We start from the raw sequence: 2507 nt of genomic DNA on the forward strand, positions 1-2507 counted from the left end.
ACGGCAAGGGGAAGAATGCGGACGGCACGCCGATGGACCAGTCTATCCAGCAGATGATTACCGTCCAGGCGGCTCAGCATTGGGGGATTGGCGAGGTCGGTACCGGGGTGGCATTTGTAAGCAGCGAGCACATGGTCGTGGATCGTGACGTCACTTGATACGCATCATTTATGTGAGAACAGTCCATGGTGACTCGGTGTATCTCAAGGATGACGGTACCTTCACGACGGACTCCCATGGTGGACGGCTACCGGCAGGCGTGGTGTTGCTGAATGATCGGGGTCTCGAGGTCGACGAACGGGGGTGACTCATAAATAGGCCGAAACACAATCAATAAGAGGCTTTCCATCTAAAGAGACCCGCAATGCATTTGTGTTGGCGATGGGCAGATTAAAGAGGGAAAAATGCAGGCATCTCAATTCCAGGCTGGAGTTGTCACAATCTTGGCTGCTGGCATGTCGATCGCAGCACAAAGTGGGGCGCAAACGCTGCCGCCCGCCTCAGTTCCAAACGCAGGTAGTATCCTACAGCAGAAGAAATCAGAAGCACGTGATGCGTCTCAAATCGAAAGCGTTGATCAGCCGACGATTGCTTCGAAGAGGGGATTGGAAAAGCGCTATAGAGTCAAGGAAATTGCGTTTGTTGGAAACGACAAGCTAAGCCATGAAGAGCTTGAGCCACTATTGAATAAATACGCTGGGAAATACATATCTGATAGAGATGTAGAGGAAATATCTGAAAAAATAAGCGATGTTTATCGAGAGAAAGGATATGGGTTTACTTTCGCAGCGGTTGACCAAGACGAGCTCAAAGACGGATATGTCAGATTTGTGATCGTCGAAGGTAAGGCTGGAACGATTCATATCGGAAACCACACTCGAGTTCGGGGGGCGCTCTTGGAAGGTATGATGGAGCGCTTCCGAGCACATCCGGACAATACAGACAATCTTGAGCGTGCGAGTCTTTTGATATCCGACATTCCTGGTGTCGCCACGGCAAGTCCTCGGCTGACGCGAGGAAGCGAAAATGGAAAAATCGATGTCGAAATGGATGTTCAGCCTACTCATCTTATCAATGGGTATGCATCAATCGACAACTACGGGAGCCGAACATCAGGGCGAACGCGTCTGAACGCAATGCTCGGAATCAGCAATCCATTCGGTTTGGGGGATATGCTGCGCCTGAACGTATCTGGATTTCCTTTTAATCAAAATGGCGATTCAACATTGGGTGGCTTTAACTATGATTTTCCGATGGGAACTCATGGAATGCGCGGAGGATTTGGATTTAGTCGCCTCCAATATCATCTCGGCGGAGTTTATGACAATCAATTTGATGGAATTGCGAATGCATGGACGGTTTACGCTAGCTATCCAATTATTCGTCAGCAGGCTAGGAGCTTGATTTTCAAGATTTGGTATAGCCGAAGCTCGTATAAAGACAATCAGGTTGGGTTTGAGAATCAGCGAAGTTCTGATGCAGCTTCTGCATCGTTGTATGGAAATTCGCAAGACGCATTTTTCTCGCGAGCCGCAGTGAGTCGTTTTTCTCTGACACTCACACAAGGTGCTATGCGCTATGACAGTCCGCTTTTCGCTGCACAGGATGCGTCTGGAAGTAAAACGGCGGGAGGGTATAGCAAAGCCGAGATGACTTTGTCGAGGATGCAACAATTGACAAATTCGACTTACCTGCAAGCGGATGTCTTCGGGCAATACGCGTTCAAGAACCTTGATGGCTCCGCACGGATGGTGTTGGGCGGGCCATCCGCTGTGCGCGCGTATAGTTCGGATTTCGTATCAGTAGATACAGGGGTCCTCGTGAAAGCGTCGGCAGGATGGCGGCCACCCATTCCGTTGCCGACAAATTTATCTGTATTTTACGAAATCGCCACCGGAATTTTGCGACATGAACCGTTCGCCGGTCAACGAAACAACGTGAACCTACAGGGGGCGGGGATTGGCATCGATGTATCCTACAAGTCTTTCTCGGCATCGTTGAGCTTTGCCACCCGAGTAGGTGGGAATGCTCCTGGCATTGGCGATCAGCCGAAGAATTGGACCTGGCTCTCTTTGGCATATAGCTTCTGAAATGTATAAGCGGTAGATTTTGAACCGCACCGGATTTTGTGGAGGCTCGTATTCTTGAGAGTGATTCATCGGACGTGCCCGACTCCGAAGGATGAAGCGGCCACCGCGCCGAGCTAGTATTACGAGGCAGCGGTGGTCGAGGTCGGCCCATTGTCTGGTGCACTGAGCCCGTTTGAGAGTTGGACCCGCAGCCCTGCGAGCACCCCAAATTGTGACCTGGGGCAGTCTGTCGCCCTGCTGGATCACGCTTACCAGAATCCGATAACGAGGGCCGCCGCTGCCATTCTCCATCGTGCAGGAGGGAAATGATCCGCTTTAGGAATCCTGGACCGATTAGAGAGTGAGTTTTGCGGCAAACTTCACCCTGAACCAGGAGGTGGTTTGTCATGAAACGGAAACGCTTTTCGATCGAACAGA

At 50.9% G+C, this 2507-nt stretch carries 1 protein-coding gene; it reads left to right on the forward strand.

Features of this window, described 5'->3' with window-relative positions:
• Positions 1-404: 404 nt before the first annotated feature.
• Complete coding sequence (locus tag ACNQQL_RS35805) at positions 405-2090, forward strand: ShlB/FhaC/HecB family hemolysin secretion/activation protein (RefSeq protein WP_347069645.1); 1686 nt, start codon at positions 405-407, stop codon at positions 2088-2090.
• Positions 2091-2507 lie beyond the last annotated feature (417 nt).

Origin of the sequence: Burkholderia sp. LFS061, from assembly GCF_047978125.1 — a bacterium.
GTDB classification, from domain to species: Bacteria; Pseudomonadota; Gammaproteobacteria; order Burkholderiales; family Burkholderiaceae; genus Burkholderia; species Burkholderia pyrrocinia_C.

Excerpts from the sequence above, each read along its gene's own strand:
- ACNQQL_RS35805 (WP_347069645.1), top strand. The coding sequence starts at position 405 with ATGCAGGCATCTCAATTCCAGGCTGGAGTTGTCACAATCTTGGCTGCT.